General features: G+C 64.2%; 16 protein-coding genes and 1 pseudogene. 6 read left to right on the forward strand and 11 right to left on the reverse strand.

Annotation, left to right across the window (positions count from 1 at the left end; all coding sequences use genetic code 11):
• Positions 1 to 9 precede the first annotated feature (9 nt).
• Positions 10 to 342, reverse strand: coding sequence for a hypothetical protein (locus tag SM764_RS19800; protein WP_369002555.1), 333 nt, complete (start codon positions 340 to 342; stop codon positions 10 to 12).
• A gap of 286 nt (positions 343 to 628) precedes the next feature.
• Positions 629 to 1,747: a CDP-glucose 4,6-dehydratase gene (gene rfbG / locus SM764_RS19805; RefSeq protein ID WP_274868998.1), complete on the reverse strand. Its 1,119-nt coding sequence runs from the start codon at positions 1,745 to 1,747 to the stop codon at positions 629 to 631.
• Between the two features lie 390 nt (positions 1,748 to 2,137).
• On the opposite strand from rfbG, the gene rfbF reads away from it, so the two are divergent.
• The 4 genes from rfbF to SM764_RS19825 all read left to right on the forward strand — a co-directional run bounded on the left by rfbF (position 2,138) and on the right by SM764_RS19825 (position 5,983).
• Positions 2,138 to 2,905, forward strand: coding sequence for a glucose-1-phosphate cytidylyltransferase (gene rfbF / locus SM764_RS19810; protein WP_369002556.1), 768 nt, complete (start codon positions 2,138 to 2,140; stop codon positions 2,903 to 2,905).
• A 200-nt stretch (positions 2,906 to 3,105) separates the two neighbouring features.
• Positions 3,106 to 4,320: a glycosyltransferase family 2 protein gene (locus SM764_RS19815; RefSeq protein WP_369002557.1), complete on the forward strand. Its 1,215-nt coding sequence runs from the start codon at positions 3,106 to 3,108 to the stop codon at positions 4,318 to 4,320.
• Between the two features lie 19 nt (positions 4,321 to 4,339).
• Positions 4,340 to 5,185 carry an NAD-dependent epimerase/dehydratase family protein gene (locus tag SM764_RS19820; RefSeq protein WP_369002558.1) on the forward strand — a complete coding sequence of 282 codons (846 nt, stop codon included), beginning with the start codon at positions 4,340 to 4,342 and terminating at the stop codon, positions 5,183 to 5,185.
• Positions 5,186 to 5,212: 27 nt separating this feature from the next.
• Complete coding sequence (locus SM764_RS19825) at positions 5,213 to 5,983, forward strand: cephalosporin hydroxylase family protein (RefSeq protein ID WP_369002559.1); 771 nt, start codon at positions 5,213 to 5,215, stop codon at positions 5,981 to 5,983.
• A 286-nt stretch (positions 5,984 to 6,269) separates the two neighbouring features.
• Here the strand turns inward: SM764_RS19825 and SM764_RS19830 are convergent, their stop codons facing one another.
• Positions 6,270 to 8,990: a PAS domain-containing hybrid sensor histidine kinase/response regulator gene (locus SM764_RS19830; RefSeq protein WP_369002560.1), complete on the reverse strand. Its 2,721-nt coding sequence runs from the start codon at positions 8,988 to 8,990 to the stop codon at positions 6,270 to 6,272.
• Between the two features lie 566 nt (positions 8,991 to 9,556).
• Here SM764_RS19830 and SM764_RS19835 point away from each other — a divergent pair.
• Positions 9,557 to 12,241, forward strand: coding sequence for a methyl-accepting chemotaxis protein (locus tag SM764_RS19835; protein WP_369002561.1), 2,685 nt, complete (start codon positions 9,557 to 9,559; stop codon positions 12,239 to 12,241).
• A gap of 12 nt (positions 12,242 to 12,253) precedes the next feature.
• On the opposite strand, the gene glmM is transcribed toward SM764_RS19835, so the two are convergent.
• From glmM to SM764_RS19875, 8 genes and pseudogenes are all read right to left on the reverse strand, one after another.
• Positions 12,254 to 13,597: a phosphoglucosamine mutase gene (gene glmM, locus SM764_RS19840; RefSeq protein ID WP_274835551.1), complete on the reverse strand. Its 1,344-nt coding sequence runs from the start codon at positions 13,595 to 13,597 to the stop codon at positions 12,254 to 12,256.
• 46 nt (positions 13,598 to 13,643) lie between these two features.
• Positions 13,644 to 14,432, reverse strand: a pseudogene (locus SM764_RS19845) (nucleotide sugar dehydrogenase); the annotation flags it as partial.
• 244 nt (positions 14,433 to 14,676) lie between these two features.
• The gene (locus SM764_RS19850; RefSeq protein WP_369002562.1) at positions 14,677 to 14,931 is read right to left on the reverse strand and encodes a hypothetical protein; all 255 of its coding nucleotides are present in this window, start codon (positions 14,929 to 14,931) and stop codon (positions 14,677 to 14,679) included.
• Between the two features lie 174 nt (positions 14,932 to 15,105).
• Complete coding sequence (locus SM764_RS19855; RefSeq protein ID WP_369002563.1) at positions 15,106 to 15,825, reverse strand: YjbF family lipoprotein; 720 nt, start codon at positions 15,823 to 15,825, stop codon at positions 15,106 to 15,108.
• 2 nt (positions 15,826 to 15,827) lie between these two features.
• On the reverse strand, positions 15,828 to 18,101 hold the full coding sequence (locus SM764_RS19860; protein ID WP_369002564.1) for a YjbH domain-containing protein: 2,274 nt from the start codon (positions 18,099 to 18,101) through the stop codon (positions 15,828 to 15,830).
• 91 nt (positions 18,102 to 18,192) lie between these two features.
• A complete protein-coding gene (locus tag SM764_RS19865; RefSeq protein ID WP_368948799.1) occupies positions 18,193 to 20,067 on the reverse strand; it encodes a polysaccharide biosynthesis protein in 1,875 nt (624 codons plus the stop codon).
• A gap of 259 nt (positions 20,068 to 20,326) precedes the next feature.
• Entirely contained in the window at positions 20,327 to 20,938 is a 612-nt protein-coding gene (locus SM764_RS19870) for a sugar transferase (protein ID WP_369002565.1), read from the reverse strand.
• A 3-nt stretch (positions 20,939 to 20,941) separates the two neighbouring features.
• Positions 20,942 to 21,847 (reverse strand): NAD-dependent epimerase/dehydratase family protein, encoded by a 906-nt coding sequence (locus tag SM764_RS19875; protein WP_369002566.1) that lies wholly within the window; start codon positions 21,845 to 21,847, stop codon positions 20,942 to 20,944.
• A gap of 111 nt (positions 21,848 to 21,958) precedes the next feature.
• On the opposite strand from SM764_RS19875, the gene SM764_RS19880 reads away from it, so the two are divergent.
• Positions 21,959 to 23,074 (forward strand): polysaccharide biosynthesis/export family protein, encoded by a 1,116-nt coding sequence (locus SM764_RS19880; RefSeq protein ID WP_368948802.1) that lies wholly within the window; start codon positions 21,959 to 21,961, stop codon positions 23,072 to 23,074.
• The last annotated feature ends 1 nt before the right edge of the window (position 23,075 follow it).

Here is a 23,075-nt window from a genome sequence, read left to right on the forward strand (position 1 = left end):
GGGGTCCTTTCAGTCGGATGTGGAAGCAGTCGGCAGGATGGAAAGAAGATCGTTGCCGATGCAGCAGCGGAAATAACGCGGAGATTTGAAGGCGCCGATGGCGGCCTCGGCAACGGGGCGGGGCAGGGGCTGGTCGGCGGCGCAGTGGAAGAACAAGGGACGGATGGCCGCGACCGCCGGCGCAGAGCTGCGGCAGGAGACCTTGGCCTTGCAGACCACCGCAGCCTGGGTCTGGAGCAGGCGACAGCCGCCTCCGGGTGCGGGGGGACCGGCCGGAGCGGCGGTCGCAAGAACAAGCAGAAACAGCGCCGCTGCGGTTCTGGCTGCGTGCAAAGATACCATGCTCCCGGTGCCCCCGTTGCTGTTTTCCTGAATGGTCCGCCTCACGCGCATCACCCCCACGCGCGATCCAGCCCCTTCTAATCGCGAACCACATTGAGGGTGGCATGGTTCGCAGGGGGTGTTCTTGATTTTAATCAAGGATCGTAACGTTCCGGGCATAGGGTGCCGGAACGTCATGCCGTTCATGTGAAGGCCGAAGCAGGGTTGCAGCGGATGGCCCCGCGTATCGTGCCGACACGGAGGGCAGCAGGATCGGTCGGAGCCTCTCAGGGCAAGTCCCTGCGCCTCAGGCCGCGGCCAAGCGGCGGCGGTATTCGCTGATCTGCCGCGCGGTGGTTGCGTTGCGCTGCTCTGGCGTCTGGCCCTGGTACCAATCCGCGGTCCAGGCTGTCATGTCACCGGCGTCAAGCATCGGCTGCCAGCCCAGGAGCTGCCGCGCGGCGCTGCAATCCAGTTTGAGAAGGTTCGCCTCATGCAGGCTGTTGTCCGGCTGGCTGCTCCACTGGAATTCCGGCCCAAGGGTTTCGGCGAAACCGGAAATCATCGCCTCGACAGAAAGCGTCATGTGATCTGCCGGGCCGAAATTCCAGCCCTGAGCGCAGCGCCCGGGGTCGGAGATCCCCATTTCGGCAAGGCGCAGATAGCCCGCCAGCGGATCCAGCACATGCTGCCAGGGGCGCAGGGCGCCGGGGTGGCGCAGGTGCAGAGGGTTACCACTGGCAAAGGCTCGCATGGCATCCGGCACGATCCGGTCCGGGCTCCAGTCGCCGCCGCCGATCACATTGCCGGCCCGCCCCGAGGAGAGCGCCACGCCATGCTCTGCCAGTCGGTCCGGCGGGAAATAGGAATTGCGGTAGGAGGCGGTGACCAGTTCGGTGCAGCCCTTGCTGCTGGAATAGGGGTCATGGCCGCCCATGGCATCGGTTTCCCGGTAACCCCAGATCTGTTCGCGGTTCTCGTAGCATTTGTCGCTGGAGACCACGACAACCGAGCGCAGCGAAGGCGCCGCCGTGCGGCAGGCCTCCAGCAGATGCACGGTGCCCATGACATTGGTCGCATAGGTTTCCACCGGCGCCGCATAGGAATAGCGCACCAGCGGCTGCGCCGCCATGTGGATGACGATCTCGGGGTCAAACCCCTTGACCGCCTGGCGCAGCGCCTCCTGATCGCGCACATCCCCCGGCACATGGTCGATCTGCGCCGCCAGGCCCAGCTCGTCAAAGAAGCTCTGGCGTCCCTCGGGCACGCCCTCCATCGCGGGCGGCAGCGCAAAACCACGCACCTGGGCCTGCATCTGCAGCAGCCAGGCGGTCAGCCAGCTGCCCTTGAACCCGGTATGCCCGGTCACAAATACACGGCGCCCCTGCCAGAATGAGGATGCGCTGTCGAAGTCAGTGTTGCTCACGTTGGTGCCTTATCTGCGGTGGCGTGCCTCTGGTGCTCTGCCTGTTGGTGTCTTTCTGTCCGGGTCAGGAAACATGCTGCAGTTGACGGCTGCCGGTGATGCTGGACCTGTCCGCGATCCTTCCTGCTCCGGTTCTCACGTCTTGGTGATCCCGCAGGGCGCGGCACCTTGTGCAGCAGGCGGGCAGGGGTCTGCGGGGCGGCAGCGGTCGGCTCATGATCCATCTCTGCAAGGGTTTCCAGCGCGGGATTTCCAGTACGGGGCTGATGTCTGAAGGCCTAGGAGAAAATGGTTACCAAACTCGAAACACCTCATCCGGGTAAAAGAAAATTAACCGCGTCCGCTTATCGCTAAATTTCAAGAGAAATTGAAAATGATGCGAGCAAGTGCATGAAAGTTGTTATTCTGGCCGGCGGCCTGGGCACCCGGATCAGCGAAGAATCCCACTTGCGGCCAAAGCCGATGCTGGAGATCGGCGGCAAACCCATCCTGTGGCACATCATGAAGTCCTACAGCGCCCATGGGCTGACGGATTTCGTCATCCTCTGTGGCTACAAGGGCCATATGATCAAGGAATATTTCACCAACTACCTGCTCTATAATGCAGATGTGAGCGTCAATCTGGGCACCGGAGAGTTCAATATCCTGAACCACTCCGCCGAGCCCTGGCGTATCACCATGCTGAGCACCGGTGAGCTGACCCAGACCGGCGGCCGCCTGGCCTATGCCCGGCCGTATCTGGACGAGACTTTCTGCCTGACCTACGGCGACGGGGTCTCCGATGTCGATCTGACCAGCCTGCTTGGCTTTCACTTTGCCGAAGGCCGTCAGGCAACGGTCACCGCAGTGCAACCCACCGGCCGCTATGGCAGCATCGAGATGGACGGCAGCGCCGCCACCGGGTTCGTGGAAAAACCGGCGGGCGACAACCACTGGGTCAGCGGCGGCTTCTTCGTCTGCGAACCCTCGGTGCTGGATCAGATCGAAGGACCAGAGACGATCTGGGAAAAGGGGCCGATGCAGCATCTTGCGCAGGAGGGGCAGCTGTCGGTGTACAAGCACCGCGGGTTCTGGAGCGCGATGGATACGCTGCGCGACAAGACCTATCTGGAAGGCCTGTGGAACAGTGATCAGGCGCCCTGGAAGACCTGGACCTGACCCATGTCAGATCCGCTTCTGTCCGCCTTGTCCCTGCCTGGCGCCTTTCACTACCGGCCGCATCCACATGAAGATCAGCGCGGCAGTTTCTGCCGTCTGTCCCGTACCGTGACCCTGGAACCGGCCTGTCTGGCCTCTCTCTCTTTGACTTCCGGCTTTGTGGCCGGACCCCCAGCACATTCGAACAGGAAACTTCACGTATGTCAGACCTGAAACTCAGTATCTGCATTCCAACATTCAACCGGGCCAGATATCTGGAGACGGTGCTGGCGCATCTGGAGGAGATCCTGCCGCAGCTGCCCTTTGAAACCGAAGTGCTGGTCTCTGACAATGCTTCCGAAGACAGCACCCAGGCTGTGCTGGAGGCGGCGCGGGACCGGCTGCCTCTGCGAACCTTCCGGCAGGAGACAAACATCGGGGCGGTGCCGAACATTCATTCGGTGATGAGCGCGGCCAAGGGCAGGTATCTCGTCTATCTCGCGGATGACGACCGGCTGCAGCCCGAGGCTCTGCAAAGTGCCATTGCGATGCTGGAGGCCACCCCCTCCGCCAGCGGTCTTTATGCCCCCTGGCAGATCAAGGATCTGGTCACCGGCGAGGTGCAAGCGCAATTCTACAGCCAGCCGCGCGATGTCACCATTGGTCAGGGCAAATATGCCCAGCTGCTGGAGCATATCGTAGAACACCGCATCTACTCGGAAATCTGCATCCTGCGCCGGGAGGCTTTCCGCGCCCTGCACCCGATTGCCACCGATATTGCATTCTGGGCCTTCACCATTCCTGCCGAATACCTGGGGGCGGGGGATCTGATCTATGCCAAGGACCCTTTCTATATCTCCGTCAGTCGTCACTTCGAAGGCGATACACGCTCGCAGTTGGGGTTCCGCGATGTCATGAGCGCCTGGGACATCTACCGCGGTGGCCTGGAGGTTCTCTATGGTCTGGCCCTGACCCATGGCGGTCTGACCAAGCCGGATATGGTTGCCAACTATCTGCGGATTCACCCGATCGAACGCATGCTCACGGGGCTGCGGCTGCGGGTGAATCTGGGCGCCGACCCGCTGGAAAACTATGCGCTGGCGGCGCGGCTGCGCGGGCTGGGGCAGGTCGATAACCTGCCTGTTCCGATGGCGCAGATCCGCAGTACGGCGGCGCTCTATTTTGCCTGTGTCAAACTGCCCGAGACCCTGCGGGCCGAGGGGGTCGCGGTCATTGGCGAGTATCCGGAGGCCTCTTTGCAGCAGCTCAAGACCTTCACCATCCTGCCGCTCCGGCGCGTGACCGAGGCCGAGGGTATCACCGAGCGGGATGTCGTCCTCGATTTCGGTTGCGAGGAGGAAGCCTTGTGCGACGCCGCGCGGGAGCGCGCGCTGGCGCATGTCACAGGCACCCAGCTGGAGCAGAAATTCGTATGAAGAGAGGCTGCGGGCAGCAATGATGCGTATCCTTCTGACTGGATCCACCGGATTTGTCGGCCGCGCTGTTACCCGGCAGCTGCGCCAAGGCGGCCATGAGTTGTGTCATGTCATCCGGAAGGGTTCGGCCGGGCGCATCTGTGCCCCGGATCCCCGGGACCGTGTCGTCGAGGTCGAGGATCTCTTTGCGCAACCCGCCGATTGGTGGGCGGAAACCGCCCGCGGTTATGATCTGGTGCTGCACATGGCGTGGTATGCGGAGCCGGGCAAATACCAGACCTCGCTCAAGAATCTGCACTGTGTAGCCGGCACCATGGCTCTGGCCGAAGGCGCCCGGCAGGCCGGGGTGCCGCGTTTCGTGGGGCTCGGTACCTGCCTGGAATACGATCTGAGCGGCGGCCAGGCCTTCCAGGACACGCCGCTGGCGCCGGAGTCGCCCTATGCCGCCGCCAAGGCGGCCTGCGCAACCGCTCTGCAAGCGGCGCTGCCGCAGGCCGGTGTCTCCTTTCTCTGGGCGCGGCTGTTCTATCTGCACGGAGCGGAAGAGGACCCCCGGCGGCTGGTCGCCTCGCTGCATGCGCATCTGGCCGAAGGCCGTCCGCTGGAGCTTAGCAGCGGCACACAGATCCGCGACTTTATGGATGTCGATGCCGCCGCCGCCCTGCTGGTTCAGGATGCCCTGTCCGCGCGCAGCGGCATCAGCAATATCTGCAGCGGCGCCGGCATTTCGGTGCGCGCCCTGGCCGAAAGCATCGCCGACCAATACGGCCGCCGGGATCTGCTGATCTTTGGCGCCCGCCCCGGCAATCCGGATGATCCGCCCTGCGTGATCGGCCACCGCACCGATGCCCCGCTTCCCATCTGACCCCCTATCGAGCAAGAGACTGACACCATGACCGACTTCAAAACCGAGATTACCGGCCGCATCAAGGAAATGGGTGCAAACCCCACCATTCAGACAACCGCGCTGGATTTCCTGCGCAGCTCCGCCAAGGCGCAATATTCCTACAATTTCCACTGGATGGACCGCCCGATCATTCAGTACCCGCAGGACATCGTCGCCATGCAGGAGCTGATCTACGAGCTGCGGCCGGATCTGATCATCGAAACCGGCATCGCTCATGGCGGCTCGCTGGTGTTCTCCGCCTCGATGCTGGCCATGCTGGATATGGTCGATGCCATCGAAGCCGGGGAAAGCTTTGATCCGGCGGTCTCCAAGCGCAAGGTTCTGGGCATCGATATCGACATCCGCGCCCACAACCGCGCCGCCATCGACGCCCATCCGATGCGCTCGCGGATCGAGATGATCCAGGGCTCCTCGGTGGATCCCGAGATCATCAGCCAGGTCCGCGATTTCGCGGCCGACTACAAGAAGGTCCTGGTCTGCCTCGACAGCAACCACACCCATGAACACGTCCTGGAAGAGCTGCGCGCCTATGCGCCGCTCACCTCCTCCGGCAGCTACTGCGTGGTGTTCGACACTCTGGTCGAAGACATGGAAGAGGACACCTATCCGGACCGTCCCTGGGGCAAGGGTAATAATCCCTATACCGCCGTGCAGTCCTATCTGCAGGAGAGCAGCAGCTTCGAGACCGATAGCGAGATCCACGAACGCTTGCTGATCACCGTCGCAAAGGGCGGCTTCCTGCGCCGCATCGACTGACGCGTGCCTGACCCGGGAATAGATCACAGCCGGTGCGGGTAAGCCGCACCGGTTAAGACTGCAGGGCATTGCATTTCTGGGCTATCGTCTATGATGGAGCGAATAACCCTTGCGATGGCTGGCGCCCTGGCCGCGCCCGTCGTTTCCAGCAAGGCATGGTATTTGGCACAACCCAGTTTAGAATGTGCCCCGGCTGTCAGTTATGTATCTCATAACGTATATTATGTTAAATATGTTCTGTGCTATCGGGATTTAGGCGGGATTTAGACCCTGGGCGCAGGCCGGATCACGCCTGACCTGCGGGCCGGGGATCTGCCCCGCTTTTGGGCCTGCTCTCGGACCGGCAGCGCAACAGGGCTTGGCTCAGGTCCATGGTGCGGATCGGTTTGCTCAGCACCCCGTCAAAGCCCTCGTGCAGCAGCGAGTCCACCTGGTCCGGCATGGTATGGGCCGTCACCGCAAAAACCGGGGCAAGATCCGCTCCACCAGCCTGTTTGCGGATCGCGTGCAGCGCCTCGATGCCAGAGAGCTTCGGCATGGAAATATCCATCAGCAGGCAGTCAAAGGCCCCCGGCTCCCAGGTTGCGACGGCCTCTGCCCCGTCGTGGCACAGCACCGCCTGATGGCCCATCCGGCTCAGCAGCTTGCCGATGATCAGCCTATTGGTGGCATTGTCCTCGGCCACCAGGATGCGCAGCGGCGGGCCGGAGGTCTCAGATCCTGCGGGGGGCTGGGCAAGGAGCAGAGCCTCGGAGGGGGGCGTCGGCAGACCGGCGCCCGTCCCTGTTTCTGTCTCCGCGTCCGCTTTGGGGGCTGTCTCAGGGGGCGCGGCATCCGCATCATCGGCCTGCTCCAGCGGCAGCCGCACCCGTATGGTGGTGCCCTGCCCCGGCTCGGACGCGATCTCCAGCTGGCCTTGCATCAGCGTCACCAGCTCCGAGACGATGGCCAGGCCCAGGCCGGTACCACCAAAGGCGCGGGTGCTGGAATTGTCGGCCTGTTCGAATTTGCCGAACACCCGCTGCAGCTCTTCCGGGGTCATGCCAATGCCGCTGTCGCGCACCTCGAGGCACAGGTGCCCGTCGCCCGAGAATTCGGCGCTGAGCCGCACCTGACCGGCCTCGGTGAACTTCAGCGCATTGCCGCAGAGGTTATGCAGGATCTGACCGATCCGGCGGGCATCGCCAAGCCGCGCCGTGCCGGTGCCCGGTGCCAGTGCCAGTTCCAGCGCCACGCCCTTGCGCTCGGCCACCACCCGGTGCAGCGAGGCGACCTGCTCCAGCACTGTCTTCGGCACGAAGGGGGCGATGTTCAGCTCTTCCTTGCCCGCTTCGATGCGGGCCAGATCGAGAATGTCGTTGAGGATCGACAGCAGCCCCTGAGCCGAGGTTTCCGCGGTGGTCAGCATTTCGCTCTGCTCGGCGTCGAGCCGGGTGTCCTCCAGCAGTTGCAGGGTGCCGAGGATACCGTTCATCGGGGTGCGGAGCTCGTGGCTCATATTGGCGAGAAAAGCGGTCTTGGCGGCATTGGCGGCTTCGGCGCGGGCGCGGGCCTCGTCGAATTCGGTGACATCCACCCGCAAGCCGACCCGGCCGCCATCGGGTGTGTTGCGTTCATAGATCTGCAGGATGCGCCCGTTGCTGAGCCGCTGGCGCAAAGAGCCGCTTTCCTTGCGGTGCTGGGCCAGGCGTTCCTTCAGCCAGTCCTCTTCGCGGCCCCTGGCCTCTTCATATTCGCCATGCTCCAGCCCGTAGCGCAGGATGTCCTCAAACCGGACACCTTCGCGGATCATCGGGGCGCTGGCGGAATAGATTTCACGGTAACGGGAATTGGCCAGCACCAGCCGGTCGTCGGCATCATAGTAGACAAAGCCGTCCGGCAGCGCCTCGACCGCGGCCACCAGCCGGGCATGAGCCACTTCCGCCGCCTGCTGGCTGGCATCGCGCAGGCTGGTGTCCTGCACCATGGCCACGAACCAGGGCTGATCGTCCATCATCAGCTGCAGGGTGATCTCCACCGGATAGCAGCTGCCGTCCCGGCGCTTGTGCCGGGTCTTGAAGCGCAGCACGCTTTGCCGCCCCGAGGTCAGCGGCTCCACCATCTTGCGGAAGGCTTCAGGGGTGAAATCCGGCTTGATGTCCAGCGGCGTCATCTGCGCCAGCTCTTTCATGTTGTAGCCGAGGTTGTCGCGGGCGCCCCGGTTCACCTCGGTGAACTTCAGACTGTCGGGGTCGAAGACATAGATTTCATGCAGGCTTTCTTCGATGATCCGGCCCAGCCGGGCGCTGCGCATGTTCTCTTCGGCGGCCTGTTTCAGCGGCGTGATATCCGTGAGCACCGCCACATAGCCTTCGAGCTGCCCGTCGGGGCCGTGCAGCGGGGTGACATCCAGCATCTGCCAGTATTCCCGCCCGGACGGGGCGCGGTTCAGCAGCTCGGCGGTGACCGGTCGCTGCGCGGCCATGGCCCGGGTGATGCGGGCGGTGCCCTCGGGATCCATATGGGCACTTTGCAGGATCTCGCTGGGGTTGAGGTTCTGCGCATCGCCGTTGCTGTAGCCGGTGAGCCGTTCGCAGGCGGGGTTGATCCAGCGGATGCGCTGCTCCGGGGTACAGAAAATTACCGGGCTCTGGGTGGCACGGGCGAGGCCGCGCAGCCGGGCATAGAACCGGCGCCGCCAGAAACTCTGGGAGCGGGTCAGCTCGATCAGGAACAGACCGGGGCGCAGCGCGCTGATATTCCAGTGCAGCCGGTCCCCGCTCGCGGCCATGGTGGTGATCCGCGCCGGGCCTGCGCCGGGGCTGAGCCGTTCCGGCGACAGCGGCGGCGGGGAGACGAACTGCTGCATACCCGGCGCCGGACCCGGGCGCAGCGGCACAAGGCGCGCAAAGGCCTTGTTGGCATGCAGGATCGCGCCATCGCCGCCGAGCAGGGCCATGGGGCTCTGGGCTGCGCCGATCAGGGCGCGAAGCGCCGTATCATCCTGGGCATGCTCTGCCTGCGTCACCGAAAACCTCTTTAAATCCTAGTACGACCGGCCCTGTATCAAGGGTGCCAGCCGGGTGCCAGACACGTTCAGGACAGATCCAAGTCGCGCCCGGGCCGCCTGCAGCGCGCCCTTTGCCGGGTGCAAAGAGGCGTTCAGGCAGCGGTTGGGCGTCGGTTTCTGCCCCGATGATACGAAAACTAGCAGCCAACCGTTAGTAAGCGGTTCAAATCAGGAGAAAAACCGTCAAAGCGTCGCATTTTGGGCATGTTTTCGGGCGGGGCGGAAGCGGCCGACGGGCCCCGATCCAGTCCCGAACAGGGAGGAGACGAGATAGAAGGCCAGATTGGAAACTGTACAGGGCACTGAAAATATTCAGAAACCGCCTGACCTTACCCCGAAAAGCAGCTGGCTGCACATCGGGCGTGACCGCGTCCGATCAACCCGATCAAATTATCTGAAAAAGGGGTGAGAGGGCTAAAATAAAATTAAACCACAGGCTGATAGGCTGCGGTTGTTTGCCCCCCATCCGATCCGCAGGCCCTCCGCTGGGCAGGCGGGCGGCGCTTTGCTACAGGTGATACAGTATGGTTCACAAGTCCTCCGCAGATCCCGCAGTCGATCCCACCGCAGATCCCGCAGCTGGTGGGACGCGCGCCGCGCGCCGCTTCCGGCCGTTTTCCAGCATCGGGGCCAAGCTGGTGCTGATCCTGCTGGCGATGGGGGCTGCCTCGGCCGGGATCGGGGTGTTAGTGTCGCTGGTCTTTGCCCGGGTGTCCGATGACATGGGGGTGCTGACTCAGGACATGCTGCCGCAGCTGGAGGTCAGCGCCCGGCTGACCGAGGCCACCGGCCTGACCCGCAATGCGATGACGGATATCCTGCTGGCCGATGATGCCGCAGAGCTGCAGGACCGCCGCAGCCAGATGGAGGCGGCGACCCAGCGCCTGCAGGAGGAGGTCACCGGCCTGCCCTCGGATCTGCGCGCCGAGTATGAGGCCGTGGTGACCCAAACGGTGCAGTCGCTGAATGCGCTGATGGCGGCGCGGGAAACCACCTTTGACAGCGAGGCCCGGATCGCGGCGCAGATCGATGATCTGCAGGAGAACAGCCAGCATCTGCAGAACACGCTGCTGAGCGCCGCCGAGGCCGCCTATTCCAACCTGCAGACCGGGGGCGATGCCACGATGTCCGCGATCGAAGACGCGCTTCTGGTGCTGGTGGAGGAAAATTTTGTCGGCCTGCAAAGCCTTCTGGAGGCGCAGGGCGATATCAACCTTCTGTCCGGGGTGGCGCTGGCGCTGGGGCAGACCCGGGATCCGTCTTTGAAAAAAGCCCTGTCCAATATCGCCAAAAGCTCGACCGCGCGGCTGGAAAACCTGCCCGAGCGGCTGGTGGAGATGGAGGTAGACCCGGTTGAAGCCGGCATCGTCGAAGAGGCGCTTGCCATCTTTGACCAGATGATGAACGCGCGCCGTTCTGAACAGAAAGAATTGCGCCCCCTGGTGCTGGATCACCGCCAGGCCAGTGCCAATGTCCTGCACAAGGCGATCGAGGACATGGTCTTTGTGCTGGAAATCGTCGCCGAGGAAACCGTCGAGGAAAGCCGCGATGCGGTGCAGGGCCTGCTGGACAATGAAATCGGCGTCTTGAAACAGCTTCTGGAAATGAACACGCAGGTCAACGCCCTGCAGGTGGCGGCGCTGCAGGTGCTGGCCGCCGATCGCACCGCCGCGGTCGAAGAGGCCGCTGCGCCGCTGCAGGCGGCGGCCACGGCGCTGATGGCCTTTCGCGATATTGCAGGCGGGCAATTCGCTGCCGATCTGGAACAGATCGCTGCCGATGCCGATCCGGAGACCGGCCTTGCCGCCTCGCGGATCGCCACGATCCGCGCCCGCGCCGAAACCGTCTCTGCCTCGCAGGAGGCGGCCAGTACGGTGGCCGAAATCGCCTTGCGGGCGGCTGCGCTCAGCGCCGACAACCAAGGCGCCATCGCCGAGATGGCCGGCTCCGTGTCCCGCGATGTGAAGGCGGCGCAAACCCGGATGCAGACCCTCTGGGCGGTCTCGGCGGCGGTGCTTTTGGCGGCGCTGGTGCTGACCCGGCTGCTGATCACCCGGCCGCTGATCCGGATCAGCGAGACCACGGAAAACCTGGCGGGCGGCGATCTCAGCCCGGTCACCGGCTTTGAGCGTTCCAGCAGCGAAATCCGCCGCATCGCCCAGGCCCTGTCGGTGTTCCGCAACGGGCTGGTGGAAAAGGAAGAGATTTCAAAGGCGGCCGAGGCCGAGCGCCAGCAGCATCTGGCGCAGCAGACGGCTGCCGTCAGCGCCATCGGTCAGGGGCTGGAACGGCTCGCCGAAGGCGATCTGACGGTACGGATCCAGGACGAGATGAGCGCGGGCTACGGCAAGCTGCGCGACGATTTCAACCGGGCGCTTGGCGCGCTGGAAGACTCCGTACGCAGCCTCAGCCAGAGCGGCCAGTCCACCGCCAGCGGCACCACCGAGATTTCCGGCGCCGCGCGCGATCTGTCAGCCCGCTCAGAGCATTCGGCGCAGACCCTGGCCTCCACCGCGGCAGCGCTCAACGAATTGTCGGTCTCGGTCGAAAGCACGGCGCAGGCCTCGGGCGAGGCTTCGGCCTCGGTAGAGACCGCGCGCCGCAACGCCAGCGAAAGCATGGATGTGGTGCAGCGCACCTTTGCCGCCATGGAGGCGATCAAGGAAAGCTCGGACAAGATCGCCAAGATCATCGGCCTCATCGACAGCATCGCCCAGCAGACCAATCTTCTGGCGCTGAATGCCGGGGTCGAGGCGGCGCGGGCCGGATCCGTGGGCAAGGGCTTTGCGGTGGTGGCTTCGGAGGTGCGCAGCCTGGCACATCGCTCGAAAGAGGCGGCCAACGAGATCGCCAGCCTGGTGGCCGAAAGCAGCGAACATGTGGAACTGGGCGCCGATCTGGTCGGGCGCACCGGCGAGGTGATCAACGAGATTTCGCAATCCGTCTCCAGCGCCGCCGAGCTGATGCAGAATATCTCGCGCGCCTCGGCCGAACAGTCCAGCAACCTGCAGGAGGTGAATGGCGCGGTGGCCAATCTGGACGATGCCACCACCAAGAATGCCGCCCTTTTCGAAGAGGTAACCTCGGCCTCCATCTCCCTGTCGCAGGAGGCGCAGGCCATGGCCGCAGCGCTGGACCGGTTCCGCACCGGCCAGAGCGCATCAGATCAGGATTTGATGGCTGAAGAAGCCCCGCGCCTGTCGGCCTGATCCAGGGACCCGTCAGGCGGTTGCGGCTTCGACGGCTTCGACCACCTGATCCACGGTGCGCATCAGAAGGGCGTCATCCTCGCATTCCGCCATCACCCGGATCAGCGGCTCGGTGCCGGATTTGCGGATCAGCAGACGCCCCTGCCCGTTCAGCGCGGCCTCGGCGTCGCGGATCGCGTCCTGAACGCCGGTCTCTTCCAACGGTGTCTGCCCGGCGCCAAAGCGCACGTTCTTCAGAAGCTGCGGCACCGGATCGAACTGGCGCACCAGCTGAGAGGCCGCCTGCCCGGTCTGCACCATGGCGGCCAGCACGTGCAGCCCCGCCATCAGCCCGTCGCCAGTGGTGGCGTAATCGCTCATCACGATATGGCCGGATTGTTCACCGCCAAGGTTGAACCCGCCCGCGCGCATCGCCTCAACCACGTAGCGGTCGCCAACAGCGGTGCGTTCCAGCCTGAGCCCCCTGCCCTCAAGGAAGCGTTCGAGCCCAAGGTTCGACATCACCGTGGCCACCAGCGCGCCGCCTGCCAGCTGGCCCGCCTCGGACCAGCGCGCCGCCAGCAGCGCCATCAGCTGATCGCCATCGGCAATGGCGCCATTCTCATCGATGACGATTACCCGGTCGGCATCGCCATCAAGGCAGATCCCCACGTGGGCGCCATGGGCGACCACCATTTCGGCCGCCGCCTGCGGCTGGGTAGAGCCGCAGCCGCGGTTGATATTGGTGCCATCGGGGGATGTGCCCATGGCGATCACCTCGGCCCCCAGCTCCCAGAGGATTTCCGGCGCGGCGCGGTGGGCAGCGCCATTGGCGCAATCCACCACCACCTTCAGCCCATCCAGACGGATATCGCGCGGCAGTGAGGATTTCACCCGCTCACCATAGCGAAAGCGCGCATCGTCGATCCGCTTGGCGCGACCGATATTGCCTGCCTGCGCCGGTTCCACCCCGGCTTCGATCAGGGCTTCGATCTCGATCTCCGCCTGATCCGACAGTTTGAACCCGTCGGGGCCGAAGAATTTGATGCCGTTATCCTCGGCCGGGTTGTGACTGGCCGAGATCATCACGCCAAGATCGGCGCGCATCGAGCGCGTCATCAGCCCCACCGCCGGGGTTGGCACCGGGCCCAGCAGAAGCACGTTCATGCCGGTGGAGGTCAGACCGGCGGTCAGCGCGTTTTCGAACATATAGCCCGAGAGGCGGGTGTCCTTGCCGATCACCACCCGGTGGACGCCGCCGGCCTCGCGCCGGAAATAACGTCCGGCGGCAGCGCCGATGCGCAGCGCCATATCGGCGGTCATCGGGTGGGTGTTGGCGGTGCCGCGCACCCCGTCGGTGCCAAAGAGTTTGCGCATGGGTCGGGTCTTCTTTCCGTTGATATGCCCCAAAGCCGACCGCTGCCTAAAGGCGCAGGTCCGAGGCCTCGGGCGGCAGGATGTATTTCAGATCATAAAGCAGCGCGCCGGGGGTGCCATAGGCTCGGATCGCCTCGGCGCCCATCTGCCGGAAGGTATCATGGGCCACCGCCAGCATCACCCCGTCATAGCGCCCCGCGGCGAGCTCGGTTACCAGGGAGATACCATATTCCCGCAGCGCCTCCTCGGGGTCGGCATGGGGGTCGTGGACCTCGGGAAGGACACCGAACTCCTCAAGCGCACGCAGAACGTCGATGACCCGGGTGTTGCGCAGATCGGGGCAGTTTTCCTTGAAAGTCAGCCCCATCACCAGCACCCGCGCGCCTGCGACAGGCAACCCGCGGCGCAGCATCGCCTTGACCATCTCGCCGGCCACATAGGCGCCCATGCCATCGTTGAGCCGCCGCCCCGCCAGCAGGATCTCGGGATGATAGCCAAGGCTCTCGGCCTTATGCGTCAGGTAATAGGGATCGACGCCGATACAGTGCCCGCCCACCAGACCGGGGCGGAAGTTGAGGAAATTCCACTTGCTGCCGGCCGCCTGCAGTACCGCCTCGGTATCGATATCCATGCGGTTGAAGATCATCGCCAGCTCGTTGATCAGGGCGATATTGATGTCGCGCTGGCTGTTCTCGATCACCTTGGCGGCCTCGGCCACCCGGATCGAGGGCGCAGGATGGGTGCCCGCCTGCACCACCTGGCGGTAAAGCGAATCGACCTGTGCCGCCACTTCGGGGGTCGAGCCGGAGGTGACCTTGACGATATCGGCCAGGCGCAGGGCTTCAACGCGGCACCCACGGTTTCCGAGGCGCGCAGCAGCGGCGTCAGATCCGGGCGGAGATCTCGCCGGTGCGGTCACGGCCACCGCGGAGTTCAGCGATGCGGCTGGCATCAATGTCTGACCCTCGGCTATAAACCGCTGCGAAAGAGGCTTCAACAGGGTGCAAAAAAGCGGGCCACAGAGGACCCGCTTTTTCGAAATATCATCCGCCGGAGAATACCGGCTGCGACCCTCTGGCTTAGTTGCCGTTGCCGGTCGTGGTGGTGGTGGTGGTGGTACCGGTTTCGTTGTCGTCGTTGGTGACAACACCAACGATGACCGCTGCCGCGACCACACCTGCTGCAATACCGCCTGCACCCAGACCGCCGCCGAGACCTGCACCACCGCTGCCGCTGCCGCCGCCGTTACCGGCAGCTGCGGCGCCAGTTGCCTGTGCGGATACGGATGTTGCGGCCATTGCGGCCAGTGCGAATGCTGCGAAGAACTGTTTCATGATCCAAACTCCTGTGGAGACCTTTGCAGGTGACCCTATGCGAGGTCTCCTTTCAATTCAACGAAAGGAGAGGCTGCAGCGGGCAGAAAAAAACATTTTTTTTGAACGTTGCGCGAAAACCGCTCACCCCCTGCAAAATGCGGGGAAAATAAGGCGAGAAAGGCGACAATTCGCTCAAAGTGTCAGCTGGCGGATACGCAGATAGCCGGTGGTGGGACCGGCCCATTGCCGCGATTGCCACAAATGGCCGCTGCGGGAATCGATCCAGTAATCGTTGACCACCACGCCGGATTCGCCCCCCGGGCCGGATTCGCAGCGTTCCTGCAGATGTCGGGTCTGATAGGTTAACTCGATGATTTCGATGGTCTCCAGGCCCAGATCAGAAACGGTGCAGGCCAGGGTGAAGACCTGCGACCGGTTGTCGAGCGCGGCAAATTCATAGCGCCGCGCGCCCGTCGCTCCCCCCGCAGGTCCCATGGCGCCGCCGGTCTCGCGGAGCAGCGCCGAAGAAGACAGCATGTCGTTGCGCAGCCCGCGGGTGGCGGTGAGCACCCCGTTGCGCATCGCCAGCGTCACCGCGTCCTCGGTCAGCCAGACGGTGACCTGACCCGGGGTGCTGTCCTGTTTCACCAGCTGCGGTTGCAGATAGGCGCGCTGGCCGTCGTCCTCGATGGTGACCTCGATATAGGTCTCATCCAGGCTGTCGAGCAGCGCCCGCGTCACCGGCGGACGCTCGGGCTGGCGCTTCAGGCGTTGTTTTACCTGCTGGCCGACGACCTGCATGATTTCCACCTCAAGAGGCGCATCCTGCGGCCCGCCACTGCAGGCGGCCAGCACAAGCGCAGCGCTCAGGATCCCGGCGAGCGCGCGCAGGGGGCGGGTCAGCTGTGTCATGATCATTCCCAGAACCTCGCCCGTTGCGCCTGCAGGCTGCGGCGGTGGGCGGTGCGCACATCGCCGTAAAGACCGCCGACCCCGCCGACGCGCTGGCCGCCGTCCCGTTGGATCGGGCGGATGGTCAGCCCGTAGGCGTTGCGGGTTTCCTTGCCCAGGAGCCAGCCCAGCGGAATGCGGAAGTAGAACCCCTTGTCAAAGGAGCCTTCGCCGAACTCTGCCGCCGAGACATTGGTCAGGGTGAAGAAGCCGCCGACCTTGAAGCCGTTCTCGAATTCCCGGAACAGGCTGAAGGTGCCGCCGTAATCGCCGGCCAGGTAGCGCCCCACATCGACCTGCGCCTGATAGCTTTCGCCCAGCTCCAGATAGGCCGAGGCATGGCCGGTGAAGGTCTTGTAATCGCGGAAAGACAGGCGCTGGTCGTAATCGCGCTGAATGACGTAATTGGCCTCGACCCCCAGCGCCAGCGGGCTGGAGACCGGTTTCCACAGCACCTCGCCCGACAGACCGCCATACATGCTTTCGAACAGGCCCGCGCGCAGCCGGGCATAGACATTGCGCCGCGGCTGCCAGCTGCGGTCCACGTAGAGGTTTTCCAGCGTGGTGCCATATTGCGCATAGAAGGACTGGTCGGTGCGCACATGCGGCAGCACCGAGTTCGAGGCCCGCCCGTCCTGCACGTTGCCCCAGGCCCGCTGGCGGATGCTACCGGCGATGCGCCAGCCCGGCGCCGGGGAATAGCCTGCCGCGAAATCCACCCCCACATCCAGCCGGAATGGCCGGGCCGGATCGAAATAGGCCGGCGCCGCATAGGGGCTGATGGAGCGGGTGAAGGCGGGATAAAGCTCCTCCGAGAAGATCGCCGTCTCCGGCAGCGGCCCGGCGCCGGTCACCGCCGCCACCGCCATTAGACCATCGGAGGCCTCGGGCGAGAATTCCAGTTCTTCCAGATCGGAGCGGCGGACCACTGTGGTGGACAGGCCCATGCCCGAACGCACCGGGATGATGCGGAAGGTTTCGATCGAAGGCGGCAGCGTCAGCGCCATGGTGCGCGCCACCCGGCCCACTGCGATGGCATAGGAGCGGTAGCGCGGGTTGCGGAACCGCACCTCGGCCTCGGTTCCCTTGAGGTCGATCGCCTCCAGGATCAGCCCGTGCGGCTTCAGCCCTTCGGCCACCAGATCGCGGAACCGGGTGCGTTTATATTCGCTCTCGGTCCAGTCCTGGCTCCAGTGTTCCTCTTTCGTGGCCCATTGGCTGCGCGGCACGATGGGGGCCGGGGCGGGCACCTGGGTCGCGATGATCGGGTGCCGGGGCTTCAGCTGGAACTGCGCGGTGATACCGAGTTCCGAGCCATACATGTAATAGGCGCCGATGCGGGTGGTCTTGGACCATTGGTATTCAAGCCCGTAGTTCACCTGCGACTTGCGCTCGAAGACATTGGAGATGCGGGTCTCGGTCACATAGGCGTCCGAGGAATATTCCGCCTTGACGGACCAGCGTTCATTGGCCTGCCATTCGATGCCCGCAAAAGGCGCGAAATCGCCGCGGAACCACTGGTCATAGGACAGGTTGCCGCCGGTGCCGCCGCCAACAAAACTGGGGCGCTTGCCGCCGATATTGCCCACCGCCCCATAGGAGCCAAGCCGCCCCCAGCCAAGACCAGCCGAGACTTTCAACTGGCCGGGGCTGCGCCCGGCCGCGCCGCCAAAGCGTAAGGGGGGCGTTTCGATCCGCTTGGTGGCGACCAGATATTCCGCTGCATAGACCCCGGTGCCGGCGAAATCCTGCAGTCCCATGGTCAGTTCCGGCAAGTAGCGCCGCTCACGCAGCAGCCGGAAGCGCACGTCAAAGCCGCGGTCGTAATAGGTGTTGAAGCCAAAGAGGTTGAGATTGCGGATGCCGTTGTAGCGGAAGGAAGCGCTGAGCCAGGGCAGCGCCTGGAAGGTCAGGTTGTAGCGGCTTTGCCCGCCAAACCAGGAAAAGGTGGTGGCAAAATGCCCGTCCGGCAGCATTTCGGCGCTTGGCGTGTCCATCAGGCCGGGGGTGCCGTAGAAATTGAGCCCCGGTGCTGCGGGCGGCTCCAGACTGGGCGCATCAAAGTTGTCGACCTGCGCCGCAGTGGCAAATCCCGGCGCCGTGGTACTGTCCTGTGCCAGGGCGCCAGAGGCGCCTGTGCAGATCCCCGCGATGATCGCGGCAGAGAGGCCAGAGGGGCCCGGCCCTGCAAAAGAGGGGAAAACGCGCCGGAACGTATATCTGCGGGAAGAGGTCACGACGGTCCTGACTGTCTGAAAATGCCTGCCTCAGGCGGTTAGAACACAGAATCCCGAACCGGATCAACGGTCAGAACAGCGCGGCGCGCGCTCATGAGGTTTTCCGGTCCGCCGGGGGCTGAGTATAGCCTTCGACCCAGCGCGTGACCACCTGCCGGGCTGCCGTCTCGTCCCCGGCAGCCACCGCCTGGCGCAGCCCGCGCAAGAGGGCTGCGGTTTCGAGTTCCGACAGCACGGTTTCCCGGGCGCAGAAAATCTTCTGATGCCGGGTGCCGATCACCTCCTGGCTGAGGGTCAGCTCCTCTTCCATCTTCTCGCCGGGGCGCAGCCCGATGATGTCGATGGCGATATCGCCATCGGGGTTGCCTTCGTCGCGCACCGTGTAACCGGCGCTGGCGATCACCTGGCGGGCCAGCTGCAGGATGGAGACCGGCTCGCCCATATCCAGCACGAAGACCTCGCCGCCGCAGGCCTCGGCGCCGGCTTGCAGCACCAGCTGCACCGCCTCGCGGATGGTCATGAAATAGCGTTTCACATTGGGATCGGTGACGGTCACCGGGCCGCCGCGGCTGATCTGTTCCTGAAACAGCGGCACCACCGAGCCCGAAGAGCCCAGCACATTGCCAAAGCGCACCATGGTGAAGACGGTGTTCGGATGGCGGCTGGCCAGATCCTGCACGATCAGCTCTGCCATGCGTTTGGAGGCGCCCATCACATTGGTCGGCCGCACCGCCTTGTCCGAGGAAATCAGGATGAAACGTTCCACCCCCGTCTGCGCCGCCGCCCGGGCCAGGGTTTCGGTGCCAAAGACGTTGTTGGCCAGGCCCGGCAGCGGGTTGGCCTCGACCAAGGGGACGTGTTTATAGGCCGCCGCATGCAGCACCACCTGCACGTCGTGGGTGTTCAGCACCAACCGCACCTGACGCGGATCGGTGACCGATCCCAGCACCGGCACAACCTCGATCCCGGTGCCCGCAGTCAGCTGCTTCATTTCCTGATGCACGGTATAAAGCGCCAGTTCGGACAGTTCGAAAAGCACCAGTTTCGTCGGCGCGCAGGCCAGCACCTGACGGCAGAGCTCCGAGCCGATCGACCCCCCGGCGCCGGAGACCAGAACCACCCGCCCGGCATAGGAGGCGGCGGCCTCCTGCAAGGGCACATCGCGGGCCGCGCGGCCGAGGAATTTCTGCGGCGCCACCGGGGTCAGCTTGTCCACCAGCGCCTCTTCGCCGATCAGCTGGGCAAAGGAGGGCAGCGCCTGCACTTCCAGCTGCATATCCTGCAGGTGCTTGGTGATCTGGGCCTGTTTCGGCTGGCTTTGCGACGGCATCGCCAGCAGCACCCGCTTGATGCCGCGGGTCTTGACGATGTGGTCGATGCGGGCCGGCGGGAACACCGGCAGCCCCACCAGCGTCATGCCCTGAAGCGAGGAATTGTCATCGACAAAGGCCACCGGATCGATGCCGTCATGGGCCTTCAGCGCCTGTGCCAGCTGGGTGCCGGTGGTGCCCGCACCGTAGATCAGCACCCGGCAGCGTGGCTGGGCGCGGCGGTAGATCGCCATGACCACCTGATGCAGCACCCCGCGGGTGGCGACCAGGAACAGGAAATAGCTGGTACCGAACACCACATGGGTGCCGGGCGTCAGGTCGGGTCCGAACAGATAGGTCAGCCCGGCCACCACAAGGGCGGTCACGAAGGCGACCGCCGCCGTCAGCGTCACCGCGTGGCGTTCATAGGCGTTGAGCTGCACCATCGGCAGCCCCAGCCAGACCGACATGGCCGCCATCACCGCCATGGCATAAGGCAGCACCGGCACCATCAGAATCAGGGTTTTCAGGGCAGGATCCGGCAGCGGCTGCACTGCGAAGGTGAACAAAAGCGCCAGAGGGATCAGAGCCAGGTCAATAGCCAGAAAGATATAGGATTTCTGTTTGCGCGATAATGCACTGATCAGATTAAACACGCTTGTGCCCCTGTTCCCTGACAGCCTGCCCGGTTGACCCTGCCACGACCCTGCCCGGTCACGACATCGGGTTGCCGCCTTTGCATGATGCGTTTCTTCGCAATCCCGCCCATGCTATCCGCCCGGTTTATACAAATCACCCGGATCACTATTCAAATTCGTCTAGTCGTTATCTCTATCCTGTTTTGGCTTTAGCACAAACCCCGGGGCGGCGGAAAGTCGCCAAATCCGGACCCTGTCTACCCCCAAAAACAGGCAACTAACCGCGGCGAAAGATATTGCCGATGGTCTGGAACACCAGATCGAAATCATAGCACATGTTGCGGTGGCGCTGGTAAATCAGATCGAGCCGCGCCTTGGCAGGCACGCAGATGCGCGAATAGACCGCATCGGTTTCCTTGCGGCTTGTGCAGCGTTCCAGCAGCGCCGCCTCGTGCTTGTGATAGGTGATAGACGCCAGACCAGTAACGCCGGGACGGCTTTTCAGCACCTTTTCATAGACTTCAGGATGGGCCTCCACATATTGGCGCAGCGGCGGGCGCGGCCCGACAAAGCTGAGATCGCCCTTGAGGATGTTCCAGAGCTGGGGAAATTCATCCAGCCGCTTGCGCCGCAGCCAGGCGCCGGTGCGGGTGATGCGTGCCGCCTTGTCACCGCCGGAGACACCTGCATCCTCGGCCACCACGGTCATGGTGCGGAGCTTCCAGAGATCAAAGGGCTGATCCGGCGTTTTCATCCGCTCTGCCACATAAAACAGCGGTCGCCCTTCCTTCAGCAGCAACCAGAGCAGCAGCAACAGCAGAATCGGCCCCAGAATCACGATCAGCAGCGTGGCAAAGAAAAGATCGAAAAGGCGTTTGTCCCAGGTCATGTCTCAGCTTTCGTCCCTCAGCGCGGCCCATTCGGCCACCAGCCGCGCCGGATCGGCAGGGGGTAGCGGCACATCCGGCGGCAACAACCCGGCCAGCCGGGTCACCTCCAGCGCAACCTCGGGGATGGCGCTATCGGGCGCCGGGCGCAAGCTGAAATCCAGTCCCGCCGCGCGCAGCAGATCGCCCATGGCAACTGGGCCGGGCTGAGCCACGTTCACCACCTCAGGCAGACCCCGGTGCTGCACTAGCGCCGCCAGCACCTGCGCCAGCATCCGCACCCCGATATAGCTGCGCCGGGGCGTCGTGCCATCGGCGAAACGGTCCAGCTGAAACCCGGGGCGCCAGCCGCCGAGAATGGCATCGAGCCCGGCGATATTGCCGATCCTGAGGGCGGTGACCGCAACCCCGGCCTCAGCCCCCAGCCTGAGGGCCTGCGCCTCCATTTCGGCCTTGGCGACGCCATAGGGATTGGCCGGGGTTAGCGGCGCCTCTTCGGACAGGACACCGGGCTGGTTGCCATAGACCGCTGCCGAAGAGGCCAGCAACACCCGCGTCTTTCTGTCACTGACGCGGGTGCTTGCCTGCGCCGCCCTTATCGCGACTTCGGCGAGGCGGGCATTGTCACCCAGATCACCACCATGACCCGGGGTGACGCCAGCGAGGCAGAGAATCGTATCGGTGCCCTCGGCGGCCCGCACCAGAGTCGCGGGATCTTCCAGCGGCGCAAGGATATGCCAGGCTTCCCCTGCGGCATAATCAGCCGGACGGCGGCGCGCCTGCCAGCGCAGATCGGCGCCCGCGGGCAGCAGGGTCGGCCAGTCCCGGCGCAACAGCCCGCCGATCCGCCCAGCGGCGCCGAGCACCAGAATGGCCGGGGCTGTGGGATCGCCTCCCGATTCTGCCTCCATAGGTGTTGACGCTTGTTGTTGACGCATGGCACAGGCCCAGTATCTTGCTCGAATAATAACCACAGGTCCGAAACCGGATCAGAAATCAAGCCGTTTCCGGACAGGGACCTCATGCGCTCTTTCATTTCACTGCTCGCCGCCGTCAGCCTAGTTCTTTTGTCGGCGGCTTGTGGCCGTCTGCCAAGCGGCGCCCCTGTCAGCGAGGAAATCCTGGCCCAGTCCAGCGAACCGGATGCCGATTTTGCGCTTTATCAGGTCACCCGCGCCTTCCTGCCCACGGTGGGGCAATGGCCGGAAACCGGCCAGAAAGAGCTTTTGGGCTGGATCCGGGCCAGCCAGGGCGCCAAGACCCAGATCATCCAGTCCGGCGATACGCTGACGCTCCGAATCTGGGACAGCAGCGACAATTCCCTGCTGACCTCGCACGAGCAGAAGATGGTACAGCTGCAGGACGTGCGGGTGGCTTCGAACGGCTCTGTCTTCATGCCCTATGTGGGCAATGTGAACGTGCTGGGACTTACCCCGGATCTGGCGCGAGAAAAACTGCAGGAAGAACTGGAGGCCATCGTGCCCTCGGCACAATTGCAGCTGGACATGGCCGAGGGGCGCGGCAACTCGGTCGATCTGGTCTCGGGCGTTGCCCGGCCCGGCACCTATCCGATGCCGGACCGCAACTATACGGTGATGGGGCTGATCTCGGCCGGGGGCGGCATTTCCTCCAATCTCAACAACCCGCAGATCCGCCTGGTGCGGGGCAGCAATATCTACGGCACCTCGGTGCAGAACCTGCTGAACAATCCGCGCCTTGATACGCTCCTGCGCGGCGGTGACCGGGTCTTCGTGGAAGAGGACGAACGCTATTTCCTGTCCTTCGGGGCCACCGGCACCGAGGATCTGCATATCTTCACCAAGGACGAGATGTCGGCGATGGACGCGATCTCGGTCTCGGGGGGCTTTCAGGACAGCAAGGCCGATCCCGAAGGGCTGCTGGTCCTGCGCGAATACCCGGCTTCAGCGGTGGCGCCCGGTCAGCGCGGACCGCGCCACAACCGCGTGGTCTTCACCCTGGATCTGACCACGGCGGACGGGCTGTTTTCCGCCCGCAAGTTCGAGATCAACCCAGGCGATCTGGTCATTGCCACCGAATCCCCGATCAACGATGCGCTGACCGTCTCCAATCTCATCGGCAACTTCTTCGGCGTCTTCAGCCGGGCCGGCGTGCTGTAAC

This window comes from Pseudophaeobacter sp. 1A16562 (genome assembly GCF_041008785.1).
Taxonomy (GTDB): domain Bacteria; phylum Pseudomonadota; class Alphaproteobacteria; order Rhodobacterales; family Rhodobacteraceae; genus Phycobacter; species Phycobacter gallaeciensis_A.